Here is a 25,339-nt window from a genome sequence, read left to right as displayed (position 1 = left end):
GAATATCTACGATGGGCTGATGCCGAAGCGCCCGGATCTGGCGGCCATGATGGCCCCTCTGTTGCGAGAGATGCTCGCCGCCGAGCAGCCGGTGCTCGACGCTCACGGCCTGTCCATGTGGGGTTACGTCGTCCTGCTCGCGCTCGACCGGTCCTCGGTGCGGACGCAAGCGGCGCTGGCCGAGGCGATCGGTGCCGACAAGACCCGCATCATCCGCACCCTCGATGACCTGCAACAGCAGGGTTTCATCGCGCGCGAAGCCGACCCAGACGACCGCCGGGTGCGGCTGCTGGCCATCACCGAGTCGGGCCGCGCGGTCAAGGACGCGGTGCAGCGGGAGATCCAGCGCGGGGAGGAGCGCTGGCTGGGGGAGTTGTCCGCCGACGATCGGAAAGTTTTCCTGCGGGTGCTGCAGCAGCTGACCCGCGAAGAATCCGGATGACGCCAGTGCGAAAATCAGAAGATCATGAGTAGCGGAAGCAAACAGGTCGTATTCTCGGGCGCCCAGCCCACCTCCGACTCCCTGCACCTCGGCAATGCCCTGGGTGCCGTCACGCACTGGGCGCAGCTGCAGGACGGCTACGAGGCGTTCTTCTGTGTCGTCGACCAGCACGCCATCACCGTGCCGCAGGACCCCGCGATCCTGCGTCGGCGCACGCTGGTGACGGCCGCGCAGTACCTGGCGCTGGGCATCGACCCGGCGCGCAGCACCGTATTCGTGCAGAGCCATGTCCCCGAGCACAGCCAATTGGCCTGGGTGCTGGGGTGTTTCACCGGATTCGGCCAGGCGTCGCGGATGACCCAGTTCAAGGACAAGTCGACCAAGCAGGGGGCGGAGGCCACCACGGTCGGCCTGTTCACCTACCCGGTGCTGATGGCAGCCGACATCCTGCTCTACGACACCGACCTGGTCCCGGTCGGAGAAGACCAGCGCCAGCACCTGGAACTCACCCGCGACCTGGCCCAACGGTTCAACGGGCAGTTCTCGGACACCTTCGTGGTGCCCGAGGCGATGATCCCCAAGGCCACGGCCAAGATCTACGACCTGCAGGACCCGTCGGCGAAGATGAGCAAGTCGGCGGCCACCGACGCCGGGCTGATCAGCCTGCTCGATGATCCGAAGGCCACGGCCAAGAAGATCCGTTCGGCAGTGACCGACAGTGAGCGTGAGATCCGGTTCGATCAGGTGAACAAGCCCGGTATCTCGAATCTGCTCACCATCCAGTCCGCGGTGACCGGTACCGATGTCGACAAACTGGTCGAAGGCTATGCGGGACGCGGCTACGGCGATCTCAAGAAGGAGACCGCCGAGGCCGTGGTGGAGTTCGTCACCCCGATCAAGACACGCGTGGACGAATTATTGGCTGACACGGCAGAACTGCAGGCTGTACTGGCCGCAGGCGCGGAACAGGCCCGGGAGGTCGCGGGGAAGACCCTCGCTCGGGTTTACGACAAGATAGGGTTTCTCCAGCAAACGCCATAAGCGCCAGGGAGGGGTTGGCGGTGGACGAGCCCGAGAAGCCGGGACTGCTGGCCCGAGCGCGTGCGCGCTTTCCGTGGTTCGACCATGTGATGCGCGCGCAGGAGCGCTACAACGACTGCAACGGCAACTTCTACGCCGCTGGGATCACGTATTTCACGATCTTCGCGCTGTTCCCGCTGTTGATGGTCGGCTTCGCCGCCGGCGGCTTCCTGCTGTCGCGCCGGCCCGATCTGCTCGAAGAAATCGAGGAGCGGATCCGGCAAGCGGTCTCAGGTGATCTCGGCCAGCAACTGGTCACCCTGATGGACTCGGCCATCGCCTCCCGTGGCACGGTCGGCGTGATCGGACTGGCGACCGCCGCGTGGGCGGGTCTGGGCTGGATGGCCAACCTGCGTGAGGCACTGAGCCAGATGTGGGAGCAACACGCCGAGTCGAGCTTCGTCGGCAACAAGCTCTCGGACCTGTTCGCCCTGGTGTCGGCGTTCCTCGCGATGGTGATCACCATCGGGCTGACGGTATTGGGTGACCCCAGTTTGATGCGGAAGGTGTTGCGCTGGATCGGTCTTCACGACGGCGCGGTGCTCGGCAGCGGGTTACGTGTCATCTCGATCGTCGTGTCGGTGTCGATCTCCTGGCTGTTGTTCAGCTGGATCATCTCCCGGTTGCCGCGCGAACCGGTGCCGTTCCGGCGATCGATCCGGGCCGGCCTCCTGGCTGCCGTGGGCTTCGAGATCTTCAAGCAGGTGGCCTCGATCTATCTGCAGTCGGTGCTGAGCGGTCCGGCCGGAGCGACCTTCGGCCCGGTGCTCGGACTGATGGTGTTCGCCTATGTCACCGCGCGATTGATCCTGTTTGCGACGGCCTGGGCGGCGACGTCCACCGAGAGCCTGGCCGAAGCGCCGGTGGCACCGCCGGACCCCGCGCAGATCGTCACCAGGGTGCAGGTCCACGAGGGGATCGGGGTGTCCGGCGCTTTGGCCGCGGCTGCCATGGGGGCCATTGGTGCCCTTGGGCTTTCGCGTCTACTGCGGCGTTAGTGGGTGACGGCCTTCAGGCCGACGATGCAGCCGACAACGCCGAGCATGAGCAATATCTTGATCACCGAAGCGGATTCGGCGCCGGTGATCATTGCGAAGCCCACGGTGAGCACCGCTCCGATGCCCACCCATATCGCGTAGCTCGTACCGGGAGGCAGGCTGCGCATCGCGACGGCCAGGCCGCCCATCGACAACGCAAGCGCCACAAAGAATACGACCGACGGAACCAGGCGCGTGAAACCCTCGGTCTTGCTCAGGGCTGTTGCCCACACGGCTTCGAGAACACCGGAGACGACGAGAATCAGCCAAGCCATGGCACACCTCCAAACACCCCGTCTTTTCGCTGGCCGGGTACGGGTGCGCCTCGTCCGGTGCCATGTGCTGGCGCTTTCCATTGTAACAACGACGTAACATTGCAGGCTGTGAGCTTGGCAACCACCTGGTCGCGGTCGATCGGTATCGGTGTCCCCATCGTCAACGCCCCGATGGGCGGCGCGGCAGGAGGCCGGCTGGCGGCTGCGGTGTCGGCTGCGGGCGGCCTGGGCATGATCGGGATGGGCAGTTCGGCGACGGCCGAGCAATTGACTGCCGAGCTCGGCCGGCTCGATGGACAGCGATTCGGAATCGGGCTGGTGCACTGGGTCGCTCAGGACCGGCCGGATCTGTTCGAGGCCGCAGTGGCTGCCCGGCCGGCCCTGCTCAGCGTCAGTTTCGGTGCGGATTGGGAGTGGGTCCGTCGGGCGCACGACGCGGGCCTGACGGTGACGACGCAGGTGGCCACGGTCGCCGCGGCCCGGCGCGCGGTCGATGCCGGTGTCGACGTCCTGGTGGCGCGCGGGGCCGAGGGTGGCGGCCATGGTGAGCCGACGGTGGGGACCCTGCCGCTGCTGGCCGAAGTCCTCGACGCGGTCGACGTACCCGTGCTGGCCGCCGGCGGCATCTCGTCGCCCCGGGCGGTGGCCGCGGTGCTGGCCGCCGGGGCGGCCGCGGCGTGGGTTGGTACCGCTTTGGCGGCATGTGCCGAGGCGCTGACGCCGTCGGCGGCCCGTGATGCCCTGCTGGCCGCCGAAAGCGAAGCCACCGAGCTGACCACCGAATACGACGTTGCGGCCGGATATCGTTGGCCTGCCGACATTCCCGAGCGCGTGCTGCGCGGATCGCCGGTCAACGCGGGGCAGGGTGTCGGGCTGGTGCGTGATCCGGCCGGCGCGGCCGAGATCGTGCGATCGCTGTCCGAAGGGGCCGAGCGGCTACTCGGGCGTTGGCATTGACCGGGGCCTGCCGAACCGCCGAGAGCGGCGGCGGTCCGGCAGGCCCGGCATGTATTTAACTTGATCGGCAATTAGTTGTCAGCGGAACCGGTGCATTCGGCGACGGCTCGCAGCACCCGCCCCGCACCGTCCTCAGCGCCGAGTGCTGTCGCCATCCTCGTCGCTCGGTCTCGGAAGCGGCTGTCTGAAGACACATCGCGTATCGCACCACCGAGGTTGTCGGCGTCGAGTCGACGTTGCGGGATCGGCCGGGGGCTGACGCCGAGATCGAACAGTCGTCGCGCCCAGAACGGTTGGTCGCCATACGCGCCCGGGGCCGCGATTGCCGGCACTCCGGCGCGAAGTCCCGCCGCGACGGTCCCGGCGCCGCAGTGGTGGACCACGGCTGCCGCCCGCGCGAACAGCCAGTCGTGGGGGACCTCGCCGACCGCGATCACGTCGTCGCGACACAGGTCGAGCCCTGCCCAACCGGCCTGGATCACGGCGCGAACGCCCGCATCCCGAACCGCCTGCGCGACAACCGTTGACAGCCGTTCGGCTTCGGCGCTGCTGTTGACCGTGCTGCCGAAGCCGATGACGACCGGTGGTGGGCCGGCGTCCAGAAACTCGACCAGTTCGGTGGGCGGTTGCCATCCGGTCGGGTGGGCCGGCCACCAGTAGCCGACGACGTCGATGCCCGGTCGCCAGTCGGACGGCCGGGGAAGCACCGCAGGGGAGTAGCCGTAGAGGATGGGCCAGCGTGCGTCGCTGCGTCGGCGCCTCAGCGTCCGTGTCGAGGCTCTGGGCAGATCGAGTTGTGCGCGAAAGTGGTTGACCGCCGCGCCGTACATCCCGTCGATCATCGACTCACCGATCCTCGCCGCCGCCCGGTTGCCGAACCGGCCCGCGGACCACGCGCCGAGCACGGCTGGGGGATACTGCGAAGTCGCCGAGAAGGGCTGCAGCCGGACGCCGATGCGGGGGATGGCGAGCGCGTCGGCCAGCGGATGTCCGGCCAACTCCGCGAACGGTGACAGCAGCAGGATGTCGGGCGGCTCGTCGCACAGGGCTGTCAACACCCGATCGCCCAACTCCCGCATGCCGCGTGGCGACAGGAACGCGGCCATCGCCTTCGCGGCATCGCGTGCGCACACGTCGGTCAGATCGGCTGCGGCGTCGTCGAGATCGTCGTCGAGTCCGCGAAACTCCAACCCGCACCCGATCACGAGATCGGCGAAAGCCTGGTACGCCACCACAAGAACGCGATGACCGGCCCGCTGTAGCCGGACGCCGACGCCGGTCAGCGGTGCCACATCGCCGCGGCTGCCGATGGCGACGATCGCGATGGTCGCCACCTAGCCTCCCGGGGTGGCGAACACGAACAACGCCATGAACGCCACGTTGATGAAGAATGTGGCTTCGACCAGGCTGACGGTGATGAAAAACGGTGTGTACAAGCGGGCCTGGGCCTCGGGCTGACGCGCGACACCGGCGATGAACTGCGATCCGGCCAGCCCGTCGCCGATGCCGGCGCCGATCGCGCCGCCGGCCAACACGATCGCGCCGGCCAGCAGCGCGTTACCCATCAGTTCGTCACTGGCCACGGTGAAGCTCCTTTGATCGGTGGTGGTCACGGTGCGGTGGCCTTCTCGAAGATCTCGACGAGCACTTCGCCGTGGGCGATGACGTCGTAGTCGGGGTCGCGGGCGTACTCCTGCGCCGCGCTGTCCAGCGCGCCGCGCAGGATGTTCTTCATGAACAGCGGTGAGAGTGTGCGGAACTCACCGCTTTCCAGGCCCGCGGCGAAGATGCTCTGCGGATCGAGGGCCGCCAGGTCGCCGGTCGGGGGGTGCTCCTGGACGGCTTTGGCGGCGGCTTGGTCGACCCGTAATCCGTCCGCGTCGCGGTAACCCGAGATGAGTTCGAGCATGGCCACGGCCGCTGACCGGTTGGCTGCGACGAACGCGATGTTGGCCCGGATGTAGGCGGACAGCTTTGCCGCCGCGGTGGTTTCGGCGTTGACCGCCGGGACGATCACGGCGGCGCCGCGCGTGAAGATCTCGGTGAAGACCGCCTCGACCACTTCCGATTTGCTGGTGAAGTGATACAGCACTGCGCTTTTGGCGATACCGATGTGCTCGGCGATGCGTGCGAGTGACGCCTGCGGATAACCCTGGTCGGCGATCACCTCCAAGGCGCCGTCGACGATCTGCCGACGGCGGGCCTGTTCGGTGAACGTCTTCGTCCGTTCTGACCGCATGGTCCGAGATTAGACCGATCGGTCAGAAGATGGCAAGGGGATGCCACGGACCTCCTGTCCACGGTGCATACCGGCTGGCAGAAGGCGTATCGACAGCTGAGAATCAGCGAGCGGGGCGACGATTCAGCGAACGCGCACCCATGATCAACAGAAACACGATCACGGCGCCGACGACGGCCACGCCCACCCGGACCGGCAGTGAATCCGCAGGCGGCAGTACTGAAGCCGCCTGGGCTGCGGTCGGCTCGTCGGCCTTCGGCGTGACCAGGGACGGATCCGGGTCGACCAGCGTGCCGACCTTCGTTCCCGGCGGAGTGGCGAACCCGTAGTCCAGCAGGTGTGCCGCCTGTTCCCACGGCGCGATAGGCACGCGGGTGCCCTTCATCAGGATGGCCACCAGGCGCCGGCCGTCACGGTTGGCCGCGCCGACGAAGGTCTGTCCCGCGTCGTCGGTGTATCCGGTCTTGCCACCCATCGCGCCCGGGTAGTTGTAGAGCAGCTTGTTGTCGTTCTCCACCGGGTAGGACGGATTGCCGTCTCGGCCCGGGAAGTCGTAGGTCTGAGTGGCGACGATGTCGGCGAAAGCCGGGTTCTGCCAGGCGTAGCGGTAGAAGAGCCCGATGTCGTAGGCCGAGGTGCTCATGCCAGGGCCGTCGAGGCCCGAAGGAGTGGCGGCCCGGGTGTCACGGCCACCGAGCTTGCCGGCGAGGATGTTCAGCTTCTGCAGGGCGGGGTCCATGCCGCCCAGTTGAACCGCCAGTGCGTGCGCAGCGTCGTTGCCGGAGTGCATCAGCAGACCGTGCAGCAGGTCGTTGATCGTGTACTGGCCGCCGGGGCCGACGCCGACGCGGGTGCCCTCGGAGTTGGCGTCTTCCTGGGTGCCCGCCACCAACTTGTTGAGGTTGAGTTCGTTGAGGGCGGCGGTGGCGACCAGAACCTTGATGATGCTGGCCGGACGGTGGCGCCCGTGCGGATCCTTGGCGGCGATGATGTCGCCACTGTCCAAGTCGGCCACCAGCCAGGCCTCGGCGGAGACGTCGTTGGGCAGCGGCGGGGTGTTCGCTGCGGTGATCACTCCGCAACCTGAGAGCGCTTCGCCGCCAATCGTCTTCGCAGGCACCGGCAGCGGTCCGGGAGCTACGTCGCCGGGCTTGGGTGCTTCCGAGGCATCCACTGCAGGGGGCGTCGTCACCTTGTAGGGGCACTCCGGCGCCGGGTCGGCGGCGGCCGTGGGTGCGCACAGGACGGTCGGCCCGGCCAGCATCGCCAGGGCCGCGAGTGCCGAAAATCCGCGCTTCAGCGCACGTGTCGGGAGCCTTCGCTGGGTAGCCATCGTCTGCGCAGATTAGGCGAGCGACGGCGCGATTCCGCGTAGCCACGCTGTGACTGGTGTGGTTTCTGTGGCAAATGTGATCTTGGGCGTGGGGCAGCCAGGATCATGTTCAAGGCATGGGGCGGGGGACGGAACCAAGCCGTTAAGCGCGATTGTCCAAGATCACACCACCGAAGGAGCCGTCCCCCTGCACAAACGATAAACCAGCTGTCAACGTTATGGCCGGACACATGGGTCGGCCCCCTTGGAGGAAAGGGGGCCGACCGGAGGTGAAGGATCAGCTGGCGCTATCTCCACCCCCCGCACTGTTGGAAGCGTTGTCCGACTTTTCGGCCTTCACCGTCTTGGCGTGCTTGCCTGCCTTGGCGGGCTTCGTGAAGCCGTTCTTGAAACCCTTCTTCAGCTTCGAGACAGCGGAGTCCACCGTGTCGGATACCGAGGTGGCGACCTTCTTCACCGCCGCCTGAGCCTGCTGGGCGCCGGGCGGAGTGCCGGTTGCCGCACCCTCACCCGGCGTTCCGACCGGCCCGCCGCGTACCAGTTGGCGCGCTGCCGGCGCCGGCGTTTCTTCGGCCACGGGAGCCTGCTCAGCTTCCGCGAGTTCAGTTGGCGCCACGGCTTTCTCGGCCGCCGGGTCGGCTGCGACGTCGAGGGTCACGGCGTCGCCGGACGCGGCCGCCAGGGTGGAGGCAGGCTTGATCGCGTCCCTGACTGCGCGCGGGAGGTTGACCAGGAAGGCGGGAATGCTGCCGGCCTTGAACGCCGCTGGGTCATACGAGAGCAGGCCCCAGGATGTCGTCGGTGACCCGTAGAACTCGTACGTGTAGCCGTTGAGTACGGCGCCGGTCAATGTCGCCGGTGTGTTCACGAGGTGTAGGACAGCGTCCGCGATATCGCCGCTCTCCAAGGAATCGGCCACAGACTGGGCGGTGACCCCGACCGCGGCGAGCGTGCCCTGGATAGTGCCGAGGAGGGGAACGAACCCGCCCACCACGCCGCCCACCGCGGCTTGGGTGGCATCGGCGAGGTTCTGGGTGATCGTGGGGGCGATCGACGCCAGTCCCAGCAACGCGAATGCGGCTGGGACAACCGAATAGATGACGTTCATGGCGTCAAGCCCGGCCTGCTGGTAGTCACCCGCGTTGATGTCATCGACCACCGTCTGGAGCGCCGCGGGAAGGGCGGTGGTGAGACCGGTGGCCAGCCCTGACACGGCGCCTGCCAGCGCGGTCCCCACAAGCGTGGCGTAACCGATGTCGTTGGTGATCACCTGGCGGAGGATGGGCGCCGGGTCACTGACGAGAGCGTCGGCGATCCGGGCCGTGTTGCCGAAAGCCTCCGTGAGGACTGTGGACCATGCCACGATCGGATTGGCCGCGGCGGTGAGGTCGACAGCGGTGGATTGCGTTGTCGGGGTGAACATTTCCGGCACTGCAGGCGAAACAGGTGCAAGCGGCGATACCGCTATGGCTCCGGCGCCGACGAGCGCGGCGCCGGTCGTCAGATAGGACCGTGCGGCTACGTGCATGGGGCCACCTCCTTCGAAGGTGTGATCTTGGACACGCAGAACGTACCTGAGAGGAACCTGATGAAACCGCATGAATTCATGGCTACTTTCCAACCTGTCGCCACGTGGCGGCGCGCGGCAAGCCTCCGTGTGCGCAGATCCCGCTGATCAGGGCAGATCTACGCGAGCGTCAGCAATGAGAAACCGTTCGGCCGATATTTAAGAACGCAACTACTGTGCCGTGTTCTAGAACTCGTTCTATCGAGGGTTGAAATTTGCCACCGGGCCGATCAATGACTGTTTACCTGGAGATATGTCACCAAGTGGGTTGACTGCATGCGCGCCGAGGTGAGTCATGATCGTTTTTGGGTGTCGTTAGCTGGGGGCCGTGCTAGTGGGAGTGGCAACCGTGGTGCGAACCTTCCTCTGGCATGTTTGACCGTCGCTACCCCGTGAGCCGGCGCGCCTGCGAATAAATGCAGGTGGTCGCTTCGTGCGCGGCTACTGGCTTCCTGGCATGCCGAATTCTCTGAGTCCGGTGCTGATCCGCCGGCAGCTGTCGCCGATGGCGGTCAACTGCCGACGCGACAGCGGATCGAGGTAGTGGATCCGAACCCAGGCCGCGTACGTGCGCAGCGCGAGGCGCATTCGAGAACGGCCGGCGGGAGTGATCTGGGCGAGCACGCTCCGCCGGTCGCGCTCGCTGGTGGTGCGCCGAAGCAGCCCTTGCGCCTCCAGGCGGCGAACCTGTTGGGTCACCCGTCCCGGCATCAGGACCACGGCCTGAGCCAGGTCGCCCATGCGTGCCGTGCCGTCAGGGGACTTCATCAGAAAATCGAGAAGGATGACGTCCAACAACGACAGCGCGTGAGCGGTGTGCAACGCCCGGTTGAGCGCGTGGTACGCGCGGATCGCGGTGTCCAGATAGACGTGCCAACTGAGGCTCTCGAGATCGTCGGCATCTGCCCACGCAGCTGCAGACTCGTTGCGCCCCACTCGATTGCGAGCCTCATGGCCCGCCTTTTCAACGCTCGCCACAAACATCTCCCGACAAGATGCAGCAACTCCTGGCTGATGTATTGATCTTGAGGCCTCACACCATAAGGCGTTTTCTCGCTCTTCGTCGAGGGAATTGCGCAACTCAAAGGTTTGCTCATGGACTCCGGCGCAGTGTCTGCGACGGCAGTTCGCCGAACCAGCCGCGGTACCGGGCCGACATACGGCCGAGTTCGCTGATGCCCCACCGGTTGGATACGTCGGCGATCGTGATCCCCGGATGGCTGCCCGCGAGCAGGTCGGACCGGATGCGGTGCAGGCGCATTCGCGCGATGTACGACTGCGGTGACTCGCCGATCGTTTCGTCGAACGACCGGGCCAGGGTCCGCCGGGACACGCCTGCCCGCCGGGCGAGTCCTTCGATATCCAGTCGGCGATCGAGATTCTGGTCGATGTGCGTCCGGGTGAACTCGACGATCCGCTGCCGCTGCCGGAGCTGGCGAACTGGCAGAGTGGCTGGCGTCTGGGTGAAATGGCCGATGAACGCCGTAACGATGTCGGCGAATGCGCCGGAGCGAAGTTGGGTCTGGCTGCCGTCCTGATGGAGGCGGGTCAGGAACGACGAGATCGCGGTCAGATGTGCCCGGGCCAGCGGCTGAGGGTGGATGGCAGTGTGCCGAAATGTCTTGAGGGAAAGTCTCATTCCGTGCCGCTCTGCCTCGCGTTCCAACATCTCCTCGCTGAGGGAAACCACGGCGTAGAGCGAGTTCACGTCGTGAAATGCCTCTTGTTCGTCACCGGGGCGAAACACCGTCACGACGCCCGAGTCGATCTCTCGTAGGAGCAGGCGGTTGCGTGGCGGGATCTGCAGGCCGACCGCGATCGACAGTGCGTCCTCGGACAGCGGCCCACGGATCTGTACCCGGCTGTCGAAGCGGCCTGTACTGAACGCGATGCCGTCGTGCGCGGCATGTACCAGGTTTCCACTGGGCGCTTCACGGGACATCTGGAACGCGCTGAGGCCAGCGTCGGCGACCGCGTCGCTCAGATCCTCGAGTTGCGTGATCCGGGTTCGGACCACCGGCACGTCCATGAACCAGCAGTGTAGGGCGCGACCGGTCTGTCCCAATCCGCATAGACCGGATTCGCTGTGTGGGCTGAGATCTCGAGTGCGTCAGGCGAAGGAGAGGTTCGGGTCAATGCTGGCATTCGAGGTTGAAGATCTCAGCCACGACGAGTGGCGGACGTGGAAGCGCTTCGGGGAATCAGCTGAACTGCTCTACCGGGAAATCAACGCCGCGTTGACTGCCCAATACGATCTCTCGGTTCCTGACGTGCATCTGTTGATTCTGCTCAACAACGGCTCGCACCGGTGGGTCCGGATGGGCGTGCTGGCAGAGACTCTGGTTCTCGCACCCAGCCGGGTGACGTGGCAGGTACGCCGGTTGGAGGAGCGCGGTCTGGTTCGGCGGTTCCGGAGTCGTGAAGACGGTCGAGGCGTCGTCGTCGGGATCACCAGGCAGGGGCGGGATTACCTGACGCCCGTGGTGCGGACTTACGCGGTGCTGGTTCGGCGGCACTATCTGGCGCCCCTGACCCGCGACCAGGTGACGGCGATCGGCGTAGGCGCCAGACGGATCAATGACGCGCTGAGGCGCCCGCGGCGTCAGTAGGTGCTCCCGATATCGGTGTAGGCCAACGCGGGGAACTCGATACTCGACATCCACAACCGACCATCGGCCTCGACGACCCCGGTGACGACACCGAAGTCCTTGTGCCGCATCTGGATACCGCTGACAGCTCGTCCGGTATCGGCGTCGAACGCCACCACCCACACCTGGGACTTGATTTTCGGCAGCAGGGGTTTCGGTAGCCGCCACAGCATCCGGCGCAGTGCGGGGGCCAGTGGCGCCAGCCGCTCGGCCGCGGGGATGATCGGGCTCACCATCGCGACCCAGATTCGCCCGTCCGATCCGGTGGAGATGTTGTCCGGCATGCCGGGCAGATTCACCGCCAGCGGTGTTGCGGTGCCGGCCTGCGGGCCGGTCAGCCAGTACTTGGACAACCGGCGCCCCTGGGTTTCGGCGAACACCAGTGCCGATCCGTCGGCGGTGACGGTGACTCCGTTGGCGAAGTACAGGCCTTCGACGAGGGTGGCGACAGAGCCGTCGGTGGACAGTCGGTAGAGGCCACCGGTGCCGCGGGCCTCCATGATGGCGCCGTCGAAGTGTTCGAACCGAAAGCGGCTGGTTGACTCGGTGAAATAGATTGTTCCGTCGGCTGTTTCGGTGACGTTCGAGCAGAACTTCAGTTGTCTCCCGTTGATCGATTCGACGAGTGTCGACAGTGCGCCGGAGGTCGGGTCCAGTGCCAGTAGCCCGCGGTGGCTGTCGCAGACCAGGACTCGCCCGTCGCGTGCCACGTGCAAGCCGAGGGGGCGTCCGCCGGTATCGGCGATGACGGCAGCGGTGCCATCGGGGGAGACGCGTACGATCCGTCCGTCCACCAGCCCGGTCCACAGCTGTCCGGATTCGTCGGCGACGACGTCCTCGGGTCCCTCGCCCGGCATCGGCACGACGGTCAGTTCTGCGGGCCCGAACTCGGGCAGCGGGTCGATGGGAGGCGGAGTCCAGCGGACCGGATCGATGGGCGGCTTGTGTGGCACGGTGCCAGTCTGCCGCCGAAACGGTATTCCGGCAGACGGTTACTCGAACTCGTTCTGCCGGAATACCGTTTCGCGCGACGGGCGCTGATTACAGCAGCTTTCCCGCCTCGGTGAGCACACCGTGCAGGATTTCGTAGATCGCGTCGAACTCGGCCTGCCCGCTGATCAGCGGCGGCGCCAGCTGGATCACTGGGTCGCCACGGTCGTCGGCGCGGCAGTACAGCCCGGCCTCCCACAGCGCCGGGGTCAGGAACCCACGCAGCAGACGCTCGGACTCTTCGTCGTTGAACGTCTCCTTGGTGGCCTTGTCCTTGACCAGTTCGATGCCGTAGAAGAAGCCCTCACCGCGGACATCGCCGACAATCGGCAGGTCGTACAGCTTCTCCAGGGTGGCCCGGAACGCCGGGGCGGCCTCCTTGACGTGGGCATTGATGCCCTCGCGCTCGAAGATGTCGAGGTTGGCCATGGCGACTGCGGCCGAAACCGGGTGGCCGCCAAAGGTGTAGCCGTGGCCGAAGGTGGTCTTGCCGTCGTTGAACGGTTCGAACAGGCGGTCGCTGGCCACCATCGCGCCCAGCGGTGAGTAGCCCGACGTCAGGCCCTTGGCGCTGGTGATGATGTCGGGCACGTAGCCGAAATCGTCGCAGGCGAACATCGAGCCGATGCGGCCGTACGCGCAGATCACCTCGTCGGACACCAGCAGGACGTCGTACTCGTCGCAGATCTCGCGGACCCGCTCGAAGTATCCGGGCGGCGGCGGGAAGCAGCCGCCGGCGTTCTGTACCGGTTCGAGGAACACCGCGGCCACGGTGTCGGGACCCTCGAACTCGATGGCCTCGGCGATCCGGTCGGCGCAGTAGCGGCCGAAAACCTTTTCATCGTGGGCATATTCGGCGGGTGCGCGGTAGAAGTTGGTGTTCGGTGCGCGGAAACCGCCGGGAGTCAGCGGCTCGAACGGCGCCTTGAACGCCGGGATGCCGGTGATCGCCAGGGCGCCCTGCGGGGTGCCGTGGTAGGCGATGGCACGCGAAACCACCTTGTGCTTACCGGGTTTTCCGGTCAGCTTGAAGTACTGCTTGGCCAGTTTCCACGCGCTTTCGACGGCTTCTCCGCCGCCGGTGGTGAAGAACACCCGGTTCAGATCGCCCGGTGCGTAGTTGGCGACGCGTTCGGCCAGTTCGATGGCCGGCGGTGTGGCGTAGGACCACAGCGGGAAGAAGGACAGTTTCTCGGCCTGCTTGGCCGCGGCTTCGGCAAGTTCCTTGCGGCCGTGGCCGACCTGGACGACGAAGAGGCCGGACAGGCCGTCGATGTAACTCTTGCCCTTGTCGTCGAAGATGTGAACACCTTCGCCGCGGGTGATGATCGGCGGTGTGATGCCTTCCCCGTGGCGGGCGAAGTGCCCCCACAGGTGGCGGTTGGCTTTTGATGCCAGATCGGATTTTTCGGTGACGCTCATCGAGTTCCCCAATTGTATTGCTGTTTGACGAGTTTCAGGTAGACGAGGGTTTCGGTGGTTATCACTCCCGGCAATGAACGGATCTGCGTGTTGAGTAGTTCGAGCAAGCTGTCGTCGTCTTCGCAGACCACCTCGCAGATGGCGTCGAAGGATCCGGCCGTCAGCACGACGTAGTCCACGGCTTCGATGGCGGAGAGCTTCTCTGCCAGCTTCAGGGTGTCGCCGGTGCAGCGGATGCCGATCATCGCCTGTCGGGCGAACCCGAGTTGCAGCGGATCGGTCACCGCGACGATCTGCATGACGCCGGCGTCGACCATGCGCTGGACGCGTTGGCGCACCGCGGCTTCGGACAGGCCAACGGCCTTACCGATTCCGGCATACGAACGGCGGCCGTCGGCCTGCAGCTTCTCGATGATCGCCTTCGACAGTTCGTCGAGTTGAAAGGCGGTGCGAGAATTGCTCACGCGCAGTGGAACGGCCTGAAGGTCGGGACCATCAGGGTTGGTCATGCACCGATTGTGCACGGAATCCGTCGTTTAGGGCAACCGAATCGATGAAATCCCTCGTTTGAACCGGGCCTCAGCGCGGGATTGCGTAGAGATCGGATGACTCATCGGTTACCGTGGGGCTCCATGAGCGTGGCAGTGAATGTGACGAGCAGCTGGATCAACGGTGCACCTGTGACGACCGCAGGGGGCACTCATCAGATCATCGACCCGGCCACCGGCAGACCTGTTGCCGACTACGCCCTGGCTACTCCCGCCGATGTGGACGACGCCGTGAACGCGGCCCGCACGGCGTTCCCCGCCTGGTCGAAGGCGACCCCGGCCGAACGGTCGGCGGTACTGGCCAAGCTGGCGAAACTCGCCGATGAGCACGCCGATCAGCTGATCGCCGAGGAAGTCAGCCAGACCGGCAAGCCGGTACGTCTGGCCACCGAGTTCGACGTCCCCGGCAGCGTGGACAACATCGACTTCTTCGCCGGCGCGGCCCGCCATCTGGAGGGCAAGGCCACCGCGGAGTACTCCGGTGACCACACCTCCAGCATCCGTCGGGAAGCCGTCGGCGTCGTCGCCACGATCACGCCGTGGAACTATCCGCTGCAGATGGCGGTGTGGAAGGTCATCCCAGCGCTGGCTGCCGGGTGCTCCGTCGTGATCAAGCCCGCCGAGATCACTCCACTGACCACCCTCACCCTGGCGCGACTCGCGACCGAGGCCGGCCTGCCCGACGGCGTGTTCAACGTCGTCACCGGAGGTGGCGCTGACGTGGGCACCGCCCTCGCCGGGCACCGCGACGTCGACGTCGTCACCTTCACCGGATCCACCGCCGTCGGCCGCAAGGTGATGGCCGCGGCCGCGGTGCACGGACACCGCACCCAGCTCGAGTTGGGTGGCAAGGCACCGTTCGTGGTGTTCGACGACGCCGACCTGGATGCCGCGATCCAGGGTGCGGTGGCCGGTGCCCTGATCAACACCGGCCAGGACTGCACGGCCGCCACCAGGGCGATCGTCTCCCGTGACCTGTACGACGACTTCGTCGCCGGGGTGGCCGAGGTGATGAGCAAGATCGTCGTCGGCGACCCCCACGACCCCGACACGGACCTGGGCCCGCTGATCTCCTTCGCGCACCGCGACAAGGTGGCGGGCATGGTGGCCCGGGCGCCTGAGCAGGGCGGTCGCGTCGTCACCGGCGGTGTGGTCCCCGACCTGCCCGGCTCGTTCTACCGGCCCACCCTGATCGCCGATGTCGCCGAGACCTCCGAGGTGTACCGCGGTGAGATCTTCGGCCCGGTGTTGACCGTGCGGTCGTTCACCGACGATGACGACGCGATCCGGCAGGCCAACGACACCGAATACGGCCTGGCGGCCTCGGCCTGGACGCGGGACGTGTACCGGGCGCAACGGGCCTCCCGCGAGATCAACGCCGGCTGCGTGTGGATCAACGACCACATCCCGATCATCAGCGAGATGCCGCACGGCGGTGTCGGGGCGTCGGGCTTCGGCAAGGACATGAGCGACTATTCGTTCGAGGAGTACCTCACCATCAAGCATGTGATGAGCGACATCACGGGTGTGGCCGAAAAAGAATGGCACCGAACGATTTTCACCAAGCGCTGAGTATCCGGCCGAAAGGTTTTTTCCGAGGTGGTCATGACGTGCGCGGTCATCGGGGCGGGTGCTTGGGGGTTGCCCGCCGCCGCTGAGCTCGCCCGCCGCGGACATCGGGTGACGCTGATCGACCGCTACGGCCCGCTCAACGGACTGTCGTCCTCGGCGGGATCGACCCGATTGTGGCGGCTCGCCGACCCTGACCCGATGCGGGTGCGGACGGCGCAGCGCGGTGTCGACGCGATGCGGCGTCTCACCGAGCGGGCGGGAACACCCGTGTTCCTCACCCGTGGGCTGCTGTGGCGCGACGACGAGTCGCTGCCCGCCGTGGAGTCGACATTGACGGCCCTTGGTGTCGCCTATACATGTGTGGCGCCCGGCGACGTGGACCGGTTCTTCCCCGGGCTACGGGGCGACGGGCGTGATGCCCTCTGGCAGCCGGTGGCCGGTGTCGTGCTCGCCGAAACATCGCTGCGGGCTCAGCTGACTCTCTTCCAGAGTGCCCCCGGCGCAACACTTCTCGAGCGTGATGTGGCCCGCGTCGAGAATGCCGCCAACGGTGTCCGCGTGGTGCTGTCAGATGGCGACATCATCGATGCCGATGTCGCGGTGATCGCGGCTGGGCCGGGAGCGGCGCCGCTGCTGTCGCCGCTGGGCCTCGACCTGTCGCTGCACCCGTATCTGGAACAGGTCGTGTACTTCGGAGACCCGGCGAATCCTGCTGCCACCGACGACTTTCCATGTCTGTTCGATGGGCCGTCGGCTGACCGTCCCGGTGTCTATGCCATGCCGTCGCCCGGTGCCGGGTACAAGATCGGTCTGGACGCACCGTTGCGGGACTACCGGGCCGGCGACGTCGACCGGACGCCTGACGTTGGGCGGTCCGAGGTGCTCCGCGATCGGGTGCGGACCGACATCCCCGCAGTGGTTCCGACCGTGCTCAATGCTCAGGTCTGCAGTTGGACCGACTCTCCCGACGGCAAGTTCATCGTCGACCGGCTCGAGGGCGCAATCGTCGTGGCATGCGGCGACTCAGGGGAGGGTTTCAAGTACTCCGCGCTGATGGGCGAGGTGCTCGCCGACCTGGCAGAGGGGCGAATGCCGGACCCGGATATCGCCCAATGGTCGCTGGCGCGCTTCGCGGCCGGCGCGCCCGAGCGCACCGGCCCACACGTGCTCGGCAGGCATTAGGCGCCCACGCGGCAGCCACGATGTCGGTTGTCAAAGGCGATTTTCGCGACGGTAATCGTTGGAGATTCGCCGAGAGATTGACGATAACCACATAGGTGTGGCCTGGATCGCAATTCTTGAAAGATGTGATCGAAGCCTTGCGGGCCGCCCTCAACGGACATAGGGTTCGGCTTGAGCGAACAAAGTGTTCGCTCGCCACAATCCTCTTGCTCTTTTGAGACGAACGGATGTTTCGCCATGAGTGCGACCGTCGAGCCTGATCCCGCTGAAGCGGCAGACACCGTGGTCGGAGCCCGGATTCGCCAGTTCCGGACCGCGCGGAAGATGTCTCTTCGACAGTTGGCCGATCGTGCCGGTATCTCCCCGGGCTTTCTCAGTGAGGTGGAGCGCGGGCAGGTCAACGCGAGCGTCGGAACCCTGCGTCGTCTGGCGCAGTCGCTCGGCATCGTGTTGCCCGACTTGTTCACCGACGACGAGGTCACCGACGTCCGCATCCTGCGGAAGGCGGCGCGGCCGACCATCGAGGTGTCCGAACTGAGCTCGAAATACCTTCTGTCACAAAAGCCGCTGCGAAACCTCGAGGTTTACGCGGGTGAACTGTCGCCCGGGTCGAGCGCGGGCGATGCCTATGTGCACGGTGACGCACAGGAGATCCTGATTGTCATCGCCGGAACCCCGACCCTGGAACTCGACGGCGAGCGTTATGTGCTGGAGCCGGGGGACAGCGCGGAGTACCGCACGTCCATGCCGCACACCGTGCACAACCTGAGTGACGCGCCGGTCGAGCTCATCTGGATCGTCAGTCCCCCTACCGACTGGCCGACTTGACGGGCCGCTCGTCCCGTTGCGGATGTGCCCATGTCCGCGAACACCTTTCCGCCCAGATCCAAAGGAGATCCCCAATGAAGATGTCGCCTGCCGCTCGTAGTGTGTCCGCCTTGATCGCTACCGGAGCCCTCCTGGCCTCCGCGTGTACGCCTGCGGGTCCCGGCCAAGCGGCCGACGTCGATCTGGGCAGCGGCCCGCCACAGGCCGGGACCGTCAAAGACGGCGCCCTCAAAGGCATTACCCTGACGTTCGTGTCGTACGGCGGCATCTTCCAGGACGGGCAGACCAAGGCGGCGATCGAGCCGTTCGCCGCGCAGTCCGGCGCAAAGGTGTTGCAGGACGGGCCTACTGAGAACTCGAAGATCAAGGCTCAGGTCGACTCCAAGAACGTGACCTGGGATGTGGTGGACAGCACCAACGTGTTCACCGCCAAGAATTGCGGGACCCTGTTCATGCCGCTGGACACCAGCATCGTCGACATCAGCAAGTTGCCCGCGGGCACCAAGACCGACGACTGTTCGGTCCCCGCAATGGGTTACGGACTGATCGTGGTCTACAACACCAAGAAGTACGGGGCGAACCCGCCGAAGACGTGGGCCGATTTCTACGACACCGCGAAGTTCCCGGGTAAGCGGGCGATCGAAGGCGTGCCCGGTGAACTCGACCCCGGCGTCCTCGAGGGCGCGCTGCTCGCCGACGGGGTCGCCTCGGACGCGATCTACCCGATCGACATGGACCGCGCGCTGGCCAAGATGAACAGCATCCGTAACGACACCATCTTCTGGACCACCGGCGCACAGTCCCAACAGCTCATCGAGTCCGGCCAGGTCGACATGGCGTTGGTGTGGAGCGGTCGCGCGTACTCGGCGGTCAAGAACGGGGCGCCGTTCGCTCCGATCTGGGACCAGTGGATGCCCGAGGCCGATACGATCGCCGTTCCCGTCGGCGCCAAGAATCCCAAGGCGTCCATGGCGCTCATCAACTTCTACCTCGGCGCCCAGCAGCAGGCCAAGCTTGCCGAGTTGACCTCCTACAGCCCGATCAACATCGATGCCAAGCCACAACTGGACGACCTGGCCCGGTCGTACCTGACCACCACTCCGGAACGGGAAAAGGACCGGTTCCCACTGGATCTCGCGTACTGGGCCGAACACCAGGAAGAAATCGCCAACAAGTACACGTCCTGGCTCGCGGGCTAGGAGGTCTCGTTCCATGACGATGGTCGATGTTCTGGCGGGCGGAGCGCCACCCAAGACCCAGGCCGCCCCCACCACCTCCGGTCGGAGGCTGGGCGATATCGGTTTGTTGGCGCCGTCGGTTCTGCTGGTCGTCGGGGTATTCGGACTGCCGCTGGCCATCATGTTCTGGCAGGCGTTCAGCGACCCGGAACTCGGCTTCGGCAATTTCACCTGGTACCTGGGCGATTCCGTGCAGCGCGGTGTGCTGTTGCGCACGTTCACCACGGGCCTCGAAGTCACGGTGATCTGCCTGGTGCTCGGCTATCCCTACGCGTACGCCATGGTCGCGTTCGGGCCCACGGTCCGGATCGCGCTGACCCTCATCGTGCTGGTTCCGTTCTGGACCAGCCTGATGGTGCGCACCTTCGCCTGGGTGATCCTGCTTGAGGACGGCGGGCCGCTCCAAACCCTGCTGTCGTTCGTCGGGCTGGGCAGTGTGCCGCTGCTGCGTACCAACTTGGGTGTGGTCATCGGCATGAGCCAGATCCTGTTGCCGTTCATGGTCCTGCCGTTGTATGCGGTGATGTCGGGCATCGACCGACGGCTCGTCCTCGCATCGTCGAGTCTCGGTGCGCGACCGGTCATCTCGTTCGCCAGGATCTGGGTTCCGCTGTCGCTGCCCGGCGTCGGGGCCGGCTGCCTGATGGTTTTCATCAGCAGCCTCGGCTTCTACGTCACACCTGCGCTGCTCGGCGCTCCCGACGACGCCCTGATCAGTCAGCAGATCTATGTACAGGTCACCAGCTTGTTGGCCTGGGGCAAGGGAGGGGCGATGGGTGTGGTTCTGCTGCTCGTCACGTTCCTGGTGCTGGTTGCCCTGCTGTACCTGTTGCGCCGAAACCGTAAGGAGCGCACGGCATGACACGGTATGCAAAGACGTTCTGGAACGTCCTGCTCGGGTTGTTCTGTGCGGGGGTCGGCTTGTGGTTGGTCGCACCGTCGTTGATCGTGGTGCCGCTCAGCTTCACCGATCGGCCGTCGTTCGCCTTCCCGCCGACCGGATGGTCGACGCGCTGGTATCGCACCTTCTTCGAGGATCCCGCGTGGATCTCCGCACTGAAGGCAAGCCTCGAGGTCGGGATCCTGGTGGCCGTCTTCGCCACCGTGTTCGGCACGGCGGCGGCGGTGGCGCTCAGCCGTACCCGGCTGGCCGGGCGGCAGGGCATACGTGCATTCCTGTTGGCTCCCATGGTTGTTCCGGTGATCGTGGTCGCCGTCGGCCTCTACGCGTTGTTCCTGAGGCTGAACCTGCTTGGGACCCTGTTCGGCTTTGTCGTCGCGCACACCATGTTGGCGTTGCCGTTCGTCATCGTGCCGGTCATGGCCAGCCTGCAGGGATTCGACCGGCGCCTGGAGGACGCGGCCGCGATCTGCGGTGCCGGCCGGTGGACCACGTTCCGGACCGTCACCCTGCCACTGGTGGCCCCTGGGGTGCTCTCGGGCGCGCTGTTCGCGTTCGCGACGAGCTTCGACGAGGTCGTCCTGTCGCTGTTCATCCAGAACCCGTACCTGCAGACGCTGCCGGTCAAGATGTACGCCTCGGTCACGCGCGACACCGATCCCACCATTGCTGCGGCTGCCACCCTCATCCTCGCCCTGACGACATTCCTGACCGTCGTCGCGGCCATCTACTCGCGCAGGAGGAATCGTGTCCGCTGACAACACCCCGCACGGTGCGTCGATCACCTTGCGCGGCCTGACCAAGACCTACGGGTCGGAAAAGGCCGTCGACGCCATCGACCTCGATGCACGGCCCGGTGAGTTTCTCACCCTGCTCGGCCCCAGCGGGTCGGGCAAGACCACCACGCTGAACATGATCGCCGGCTTCGCCGATGTCACGTCGGGCGAGTTGCTGATCGACGGCCGGCCGGTCGCGGATCTGCCGCCGTACCGGCGCGACATCGGCATGGTGTTCCAGCATTACGCGCTGTTCCCGCACATGACGGTGTTCGACAACGTGGAATATCCACTGCGCCAGCGCAAGATGCCCAAGGCCCTGCGCCGCGAGAAGGTGGCCGCCGCGCTGCGCACGGTCGGCCTCGACGGCTACGGCAAGCGGATGCCCAAAGAGCTGTCCGGTGGTCAGCAACAGCGCGTCGCCTTCGCGCGGGCCATGGTCTACGAACCACGCGTGCTGCTGATGGACGAACCGCTCGGCGCGCTGGACAAGAAACTGCGCGATTCGCTGCAACTCGAGATCAAACGCATTCACGGCGAACTCGGCACCACGTTCGTCTACGTCACGCACGACCAGGACGAGGCACTGGTCCTGTCGGACCGCATCGCAGTGTTCAACAAAGCACGCATCGAGCAGATCGGTTCGCCGACCGACCTTTACGAGCATCCGCAGAGCATCTTCGTGGCCCGCTTCCTCGGCGAGTCGTCACTGTTCTACGGAAAGCTCGAAGACGAGTGCATCGTCAACGCCTATGGCCGGCGGATCGTGGCCGCCCAGGGTGAATCGACGCGCGGTGATTCGGTTGCCGTCGTGGTGCGGCCGGAGCGTATCCGCATCGTCACGGGGGACGCCGAGCCCGCCGCCGTCAATGCAGTGCCCGGCACGGTGATTCAGGAGATCTACCTCGGCAGTTCACGCAAGGTCGAGGTGAGCCTGCCCGACGGCACCGTCGCACTGGTCCGCGAGAGCGCGGACAGCATCACGCCGACCGAAGCGGGGCAACAGGTTTGGTTGACCTTCGATCCCGAGGTTGCCACCATCCTGCCCGCCGACAAATGATCAACAGCCCCGAGTACAGGAGAACCAAGATGTCCCCCGACGGTCGCACGACCAGCGGTCTCGCCAATGACTTCGTGAACGGCAGTGTGTCGTTCTGGTACCGGGCGGCGGGCTGGCCGGAATCAAGACCCGCCCTGCCGGGTTCGCTCGAAGCCGACGTCTGCATCGTCGGGGCCGGCCTGACCGGCTTGTGGGCGGCCTACTACCTCAAGAGAGAGCAGCCCGACCTCCGGATTGCCATGCTGGAGAAGGAGTTCGCCGGGTTCGGCGCCTCCGGCCGCAACGGTGGGTGGCTCTCGGCCGAACTCGCCGGTTCCCGCGACGCCTACGCGTCCACCCACGGGCATGACGGCGTCGTCGACCTCATGCGGGCCATGCGCGGTGCGGTCGACGAGGTCATCGGGGTCACGAAGTCCGAGGGTATCGACGCCGACGTCGTCAAGGACGGTGTGCTGCATGTGGCACGCAACCAGGCACAGATGGGTCGGCTTCGCGAATCGCTCGACTACGAGCGGAGCTGGGGTGCGACCGAGGACGACTTCGTGGTCCTGACCGGCGACGAATCCAACGCCCGTATCCGGGTCGAACGCGCCATGGGTGCGCTGTTCACCCCGCACTGCGCCCGGGTACAGCCGGCCAAGCTCGTTCAGGGTCTGGCCCGCGTGGTGGAGGGCATGGGTGTTGCCATCTATGAGCAGACCGAGGTGACCGACATCAAGCCGGGGCGGGCGATCACGGCTCGTGGCGACGTCCGGGCACCCGTCGTGCTGCGCTGCCTTGAGGGCTTCACCGCGACCATGCCGGGCCAGCGTCGGGCGTGGCTGCCGATGAACTCATCGATGGTGGTGACCGAGCCGTTGCCCGATTCGGTGCTGGACCAGGTCGGCTGGAAGGGTGCCGAACTGCTCGGCGACTACGCGCACGGCTACATGTACGCCCAGCGCACGGCGGACAATCGAATTGCCCTGGGCGGCCGGGGGATTCCCTATCGCTTCGGTTCGGCACTCGATCACCGTGGGGCCACCCAGCAATGGACCATCGAGGCGCTCGGCGCGCTGGTCCGCGACATGTTCCCGGCGACCCGCGATGTCCCGATCGAGCACGCGTGGTGTGGTGTGCTCGGCGTGCCGCGCGACTGGACGGCCACGGTGGATTTCGACCGGGCGAGCGGGCTCGGCACCGCCGGCGGCTATGTCGGCAGCGGTCTGACCACCACCAACCTGGCCGGGCACACTCTTGCCGACCTCGTGCTCGGGCGCGACACCGCGCTCACCCGGCTGCCCTGGGTGGGGCGACGGGTCCGCAAGTGGGAGCCGGAGCCATTGCGCTGGCTCGGGGTGCAGGCCATGTATGCGCTGTACCGCACCGCTGACCGGCGCGAGTCCACCCGCGGCCTCGCCGGCACCAGCGGGCTGGCGCGCATCGCCAACAAGATCACGGGGCGCTGAAGCGATGGAGACAAGTGTGAGCCTGTTGTCTGTGGCCGCGGCCACGGTCGAAATGCCTGAGCCGCAGCCGAAACCGACGAGCGTCAGCGGTCAGCTGGAATCCTCGTTGGAGCTCTGGGGCGATGCGGTCACCGACACCGGGGTGTGGGAATGCGGTCCGGGTGAGTTCACAGCGGACCGGTCCGGTGCCACCGAGGTGTGCCACATCATCTCGGGTTCCGGCAGGGTTGTCGGTGAGGACGGGACGAGCGCCGACATCGGCCCCGGCACGCTGCTGGTGCTGCCTCGGGGCTGGCGAGGAACGTGGTTCGTCAAGGAAGCGATCCGCAAGACTTACGTCATGGTGGGTGCCTGAAGGCGTCGCCCGTTCGATCCGCCCTAAACTGGGGCCATGACCGCGAGCGCTCGGGTCGGCGAGTTCGAGGAGCTGCGGCCCCATCTGCTGGCTGTGGCCTACCGGCTCACCGGAACCTTCGCCGACGCCGAGGACATCGTCCAGGATGCGTGGATCCGCTGGGAAGCCAACCAGACCACGATCGCTGACCTGCGGGCCTGGCTGACCACCGTGGTGAGCAGGCTGGGCCTGGACCGGTTGCGCTCGGCGGCCCACCGGCGCGAGGCCTATTACGGGGAATGGCTGCCAGAGCCCGTCGTCACCGGACTCGACACGAACGACCCGCTCAACGCGGTGGTGGCGGGGGAGGACGCCCGGTTCGCGGCGATGGTGGTGTTGGAGCGGCTCACCCCCGATCAGCGGGTGGCCTTCGTGTTGCACGACGGGTTCGGCGTGCCGTTCAGCGAGATCGCCGGTGTGCTCGGGGTCAGCGACGCATCGGCCCGCCAGTTGGCCTCGCGGGCCCGCCGCGCGGTCGCCGACAACCCGCCGCCGTCGTCGCCCGACGATCTGCACAACCAGGTGGCCGGTGAGTTGATGGCCGCCCTGGCGTCGGGGGAACTCGAAGCTGTCGTGCGGTTGCTGCATCCCGAGGTCACGTTCACCGGCGATTCGAACCGTCGGGCCCCGACCGCCGCCCGCGTCATCCACGGTCCGGACAAGGTGGCCCGGTTCATCCTCGGGCTGTCCCACAAGTACGGCCCGAATTGGTTGGCGGGCAGTCAATTCGCGCTTGTCAACGGTCAATTGGGTCTCTACACGACAGGTGCGCCCGCCGGCGACGGCTATCCCGAGATGATGCCCCGGGTCACGATCTTCACTGTTCGGGACGGTTTGGTCTCTGCGGTGTGGGATATCGCCAACCCGGACAAATTCACCGGATCCCCGTTGAGAGGTGCGCAGTGATGCCGAACGAGCACGGGACGCTGGCCCACACGTTCAGCCGGATGATGTTCCGCGGCATGGACAAGATGCGGCACCGCGACGCCTTCGACATCGGGACGCCGACCGGATCGGACTTCGCCGGATTCGACAACTACCGCCAGATCGTGTTGGTGACCTTCAAGAGATCGGGTGAGGCGATGCCCAGCCCGATCAACCACGGTGTGGCCGGCGGCAAGATCTACGTGCGCACGGACCCGTCGACCGGCAAGGTCAAGCGCATCCGGAACAACCCGAAAGTCCTTGTGGTGGCGAGCAATCTGCGGGGCAAGCCCACTGGACCCGTCGTTGCCGGAGTGGCACGGATTCTGCCCGAGGCCGAACACGCGCACGCCGAAGCCGTGATCGCGGCCAATTGGAGTGCCCCGATGAAGCTGTTCGAGCGCAGCCTCGACTACGGCAGCCAACTGGCCGGGATACCAACGGCGTACATCGAGATCACGCCCGCCCAGGCGTGATT

27 protein-coding genes and 1 riboswitch are annotated in these 25,339 nt (G+C 66.2%); of the genes, 16 read left to right on the top strand and 11 right to left on the bottom strand.

Going from position 1 to position 25,339, the window contains the following annotated elements; all coding sequences use genetic code 11:
* Positions 1-19: 19 nt before the first annotated feature.
* Genes G6N57_RS28590 through yhjD form a run of 3 tightly spaced genes read left to right on the top strand, consistent with a single transcriptional unit; the run spans position 20 to position 2,520 of the window.
* Positions 20-442 (top strand): MarR family winged helix-turn-helix transcriptional regulator, encoded by a 423-nt coding sequence (locus G6N57_RS28590; RefSeq protein WP_077743378.1) that lies wholly within the window; start codon positions 20-22, stop codon positions 440-442.
* 24 nt (positions 443-466) lie between these two features.
* A complete protein-coding gene (gene trpS, locus G6N57_RS28585; RefSeq protein WP_077743379.1) occupies positions 467-1,483 on the top strand; it encodes a tryptophan--tRNA ligase in 1,017 nt (338 codons plus the stop codon).
* A 20-nt stretch (positions 1,484-1,503) separates the two neighbouring features.
* A complete protein-coding gene (gene yhjD, locus G6N57_RS28580) occupies positions 1,504-2,520 on the top strand; it encodes an inner membrane protein YhjD (protein WP_077743380.1) in 1,017 nt (338 codons plus the stop codon).
* Here the strand turns inward: yhjD and G6N57_RS28575 are convergent.
* Entirely contained in the window at positions 2,517-2,834 is a 318-nt protein-coding gene (locus tag G6N57_RS28575) for a DMT family transporter (protein ID WP_075921769.1), read from the bottom strand. The two genes, yhjD and G6N57_RS28575, sit on opposite strands and share 4 nt — an antisense overlap.
* 12 nt (positions 2,835-2,846) lie before the next feature.
* Positions 2,847-2,911, bottom strand: a riboswitch (guanidine-III (ykkC-III) riboswitch).
* A gap of 31 nt (positions 2,912-2,942) precedes the next feature.
* Between G6N57_RS28575 and G6N57_RS28570 the strand changes: the two genes are divergently transcribed.
* Positions 2,943-3,791, top strand: a complete 849-nt coding sequence (locus tag G6N57_RS28570) for an NAD(P)H-dependent flavin oxidoreductase (RefSeq protein WP_234815576.1) — start codon at positions 2,943-2,945, stop codon at positions 3,789-3,791.
* A gap of 71 nt (positions 3,792-3,862) precedes the next feature.
* Here G6N57_RS28570 and G6N57_RS28565 read toward each other — a convergent pair whose 3' ends face one another.
* The 7 genes from G6N57_RS28565 to G6N57_RS28535 all read right to left on the bottom strand — a co-directional run bounded on the left by G6N57_RS28565 (position 3,863) and on the right by G6N57_RS28535 (position 10,959).
* On the bottom strand, positions 3,863-5,125 hold the full coding sequence (locus G6N57_RS28565) for a glycosyltransferase (protein ID WP_077743381.1): 1,263 nt from the start codon (positions 5,123-5,125) through the stop codon (positions 3,863-3,865).
* On the bottom strand, positions 5,126-5,356 hold the full coding sequence (locus G6N57_RS28560; protein WP_077743579.1) for a F0F1 ATP synthase subunit C: 231 nt from the start codon (positions 5,354-5,356) through the stop codon (positions 5,126-5,128).
* A gap of 44 nt (positions 5,357-5,400) precedes the next feature.
* Entirely contained in the window at positions 5,401-6,030 is a 630-nt protein-coding gene (locus G6N57_RS28555; RefSeq protein ID WP_077743382.1) for a TetR/AcrR family transcriptional regulator, read from the bottom strand.
* Between the two features lie 103 nt (positions 6,031-6,133).
* Entirely contained in the window at positions 6,134-7,363 is a 1,230-nt protein-coding gene (locus G6N57_RS28550; protein WP_077743383.1) for a D-alanyl-D-alanine carboxypeptidase family protein, read from the bottom strand.
* 277 nt (positions 7,364-7,640) lie between these two features.
* A complete protein-coding gene (locus G6N57_RS28545) occupies positions 7,641-8,891 on the bottom strand; it encodes a hypothetical protein (RefSeq protein ID WP_133118293.1) in 1,251 nt (416 codons plus the stop codon).
* Between the two features lie 480 nt (positions 8,892-9,371).
* Positions 9,372-9,908, bottom strand: coding sequence for a MarR family winged helix-turn-helix transcriptional regulator (locus G6N57_RS28540; RefSeq protein ID WP_234815577.1), 537 nt, complete (start codon positions 9,906-9,908; stop codon positions 9,372-9,374).
* Between the two features lie 115 nt (positions 9,909-10,023).
* On the bottom strand, positions 10,024-10,959 hold the full coding sequence (locus G6N57_RS28535) for an AraC family transcriptional regulator (RefSeq protein WP_077743386.1): 936 nt from the start codon (positions 10,957-10,959) through the stop codon (positions 10,024-10,026).
* Between the two features lie 106 nt (positions 10,960-11,065).
* Between G6N57_RS28535 and G6N57_RS28530 the strand changes: the two genes are divergently transcribed.
* Positions 11,066-11,539 carry a MarR family winged helix-turn-helix transcriptional regulator gene (locus tag G6N57_RS28530; RefSeq protein ID WP_162564018.1) on the top strand — a complete coding sequence of 158 codons (474 nt, stop codon included), beginning with the start codon at positions 11,066-11,068 and terminating at the stop codon, positions 11,537-11,539.
* Here G6N57_RS28530 and G6N57_RS28525 read toward each other — a convergent pair.
* The 3 genes from G6N57_RS28525 to G6N57_RS28515 form a co-directional block, all read right to left on the bottom strand.
* Positions 11,533-12,531, bottom strand: a complete 999-nt coding sequence (locus G6N57_RS28525; RefSeq protein WP_174814528.1) for an SMP-30/gluconolactonase/LRE family protein — start codon at positions 12,529-12,531, stop codon at positions 11,533-11,535. The genes G6N57_RS28530 and G6N57_RS28525 overlap by 7 nt on opposite strands.
* 88 nt (positions 12,532-12,619) lie before the next feature.
* Entirely contained in the window at positions 12,620-13,990 is a 1,371-nt protein-coding gene (locus tag G6N57_RS28520) for an aspartate aminotransferase family protein (RefSeq protein ID WP_077743387.1), read from the bottom strand.
* A complete protein-coding gene (locus tag G6N57_RS28515) occupies positions 13,987-14,499 on the bottom strand; it encodes an Lrp/AsnC family transcriptional regulator (protein WP_077743388.1) in 513 nt (170 codons plus the stop codon). The genes G6N57_RS28520 and G6N57_RS28515 overlap by 4 nt, the downstream gene beginning before the upstream one ends.
* A 123-nt stretch (positions 14,500-14,622) precedes the next feature.
* On the opposite strand from G6N57_RS28515, the gene G6N57_RS28510 reads away from it, so the two are divergent.
* The 11 genes from G6N57_RS28510 to G6N57_RS28460 all read left to right on the top strand — a co-directional run bounded on the left by G6N57_RS28510 (position 14,623) and on the right by G6N57_RS28460 (position 25,337).
* Entirely contained in the window at positions 14,623-16,110 is a 1,488-nt protein-coding gene (locus G6N57_RS28510) for a gamma-aminobutyraldehyde dehydrogenase (protein ID WP_077743389.1), read from the top strand.
* 33 nt (positions 16,111-16,143) lie between these two features.
* Positions 16,144-17,292, top strand: a complete 1,149-nt coding sequence (locus tag G6N57_RS28505) for an FAD-dependent oxidoreductase (RefSeq protein ID WP_234815578.1) — start codon at positions 16,144-16,146, stop codon at positions 17,290-17,292.
* A gap of 237 nt (positions 17,293-17,529) precedes the next feature.
* Positions 17,530-18,120 (top strand): type II toxin-antitoxin system RelB family anti-toxin, encoded by a 591-nt coding sequence (locus tag G6N57_RS28500; protein ID WP_077743391.1) that lies wholly within the window; start codon positions 17,530-17,532, stop codon positions 18,118-18,120.
* A gap of 101 nt (positions 18,121-18,221) precedes the next feature.
* Positions 18,222-19,319 (top strand): ABC transporter substrate-binding protein, encoded by a 1,098-nt coding sequence (locus G6N57_RS28495; protein WP_234815588.1) that lies wholly within the window; start codon positions 18,222-18,224, stop codon positions 19,317-19,319.
* 13 nt (positions 19,320-19,332) lie between these two features.
* Complete coding sequence (locus tag G6N57_RS28490; protein ID WP_077743393.1) at positions 19,333-20,220, top strand: ABC transporter permease; 888 nt, start codon at positions 19,333-19,335, stop codon at positions 20,218-20,220.
* Positions 20,217-21,017, top strand: a complete 801-nt coding sequence (locus tag G6N57_RS28485) for an ABC transporter permease (protein WP_077743394.1) — start codon at positions 20,217-20,219, stop codon at positions 21,015-21,017. The genes G6N57_RS28490 and G6N57_RS28485 overlap by 4 nt, the downstream gene beginning before the upstream one ends.
* Positions 21,007-22,095, top strand: a complete 1,089-nt coding sequence (locus G6N57_RS28480; RefSeq protein WP_077743395.1) for an ABC transporter ATP-binding protein — start codon at positions 21,007-21,009, stop codon at positions 22,093-22,095. The genes G6N57_RS28485 and G6N57_RS28480 overlap by 11 nt, the downstream gene beginning before the upstream one ends.
* A 29-nt stretch (positions 22,096-22,124) precedes the next feature.
* Positions 22,125-23,543 (top strand): NAD(P)/FAD-dependent oxidoreductase, encoded by a 1,419-nt coding sequence (locus G6N57_RS28475; RefSeq protein WP_077743582.1) that lies wholly within the window; start codon positions 22,125-22,127, stop codon positions 23,541-23,543.
* 16 nt (positions 23,544-23,559) lie between these two features.
* A complete protein-coding gene (locus G6N57_RS28470) occupies positions 23,560-23,898 on the top strand; it encodes a cupin domain-containing protein (protein WP_077743583.1) in 339 nt (112 codons plus the stop codon).
* Positions 23,899-23,934: 36 nt separating this feature from the next.
* Positions 23,935-24,843: a sigma-70 family RNA polymerase sigma factor gene (locus G6N57_RS28465; RefSeq protein WP_077743396.1), complete on the top strand. Its 909-nt coding sequence runs from the start codon at positions 23,935-23,937 to the stop codon at positions 24,841-24,843.
* On the top strand, positions 24,843-25,337 hold the full coding sequence (locus tag G6N57_RS28460; protein ID WP_077743397.1) for a PPOX class F420-dependent oxidoreductase: 495 nt from the start codon (positions 24,843-24,845) through the stop codon (positions 25,335-25,337). The genes G6N57_RS28465 and G6N57_RS28460 overlap by 1 nt, the downstream gene beginning before the upstream one ends.
* Positions 25,338-25,339: the final 2 nt, after the last annotated feature.

Source organism: Mycolicibacterium boenickei, from assembly GCF_010731295.1.
Lineage (GTDB): Bacteria > Actinomycetota > Actinomycetes > Mycobacteriales > Mycobacteriaceae > Mycobacterium > Mycobacterium boenickei.
This window is presented reverse-complemented; position numbering and strand designations above follow the sequence as displayed.